Annotated in this window: 1 protein-coding gene; it reads left to right on the top strand. The window is 38.4% G+C overall.

Translation table 11 applies throughout. The features are described from left to right. Positions 1 to 374, top strand: a 374-nt coding sequence (locus C9J87_RS19505) for an IS30 family transposase (protein ID WP_107706373.1), incomplete at its 5' end; no start/stop codon positions are given. Positions 375 to 528: the final 154 nt, after the last annotated feature.

Here is a 528-nt window from a genome sequence, read left to right as displayed (position 1 = left end):
GAGTCACAGAAAAACTTTTTCAAGAGATTCACACTGACAAAAGAAAAACCTTTACTTGTGACAAGGTTAAAGAATTTTGTGGACATCAAGAGTTGAGTCAGAAACTAGGAGCAGATTTTTATTTTGCTACTCCTTATCATTCGTGGGAGAGGGGATTAAACGAGCATACCAATGGACTGTTAAGACAATTTTTCCCCAAGGGAACGAATTTTAAAATCGTTAAGCCAGAGGAGGTGGAAAGAGCCGTAAACTTGATTAACAATCGTCCTCGAAAATGTCTTGACTATCGTACCCCGAATGAGGTATTCTATAAAGGTAGATCAGATAGTGATGCAATTCAGACTTGCATCGGCCGTTCTTGGTCTCAATCTTAACACATCACAGGAGAACTTATGTCTATCCAAGCCGTCAGACAGTTTAATGAAATTGCTGAGAGTGATCTAGAAATTCAAATATAGTCTAGAGGTAACAACAGATGTCCAAAGTTTAATGTATCTTACTGGTATACTGGATTCTGAGAGAGGCTTC

Origin of the sequence: Nocardioides allogilvus (assembly GCF_003047285.1) — a bacterium.
GTDB lineage: Bacteria > Actinomycetota > Actinomycetes > Propionibacteriales > Nocardioidaceae > Nocardioides > Nocardioides allogilvus.
The sequence above is the reverse complement of the archived record's forward strand: the minus strand, read 5'-3'. Positions and strand labels throughout refer to the sequence as shown.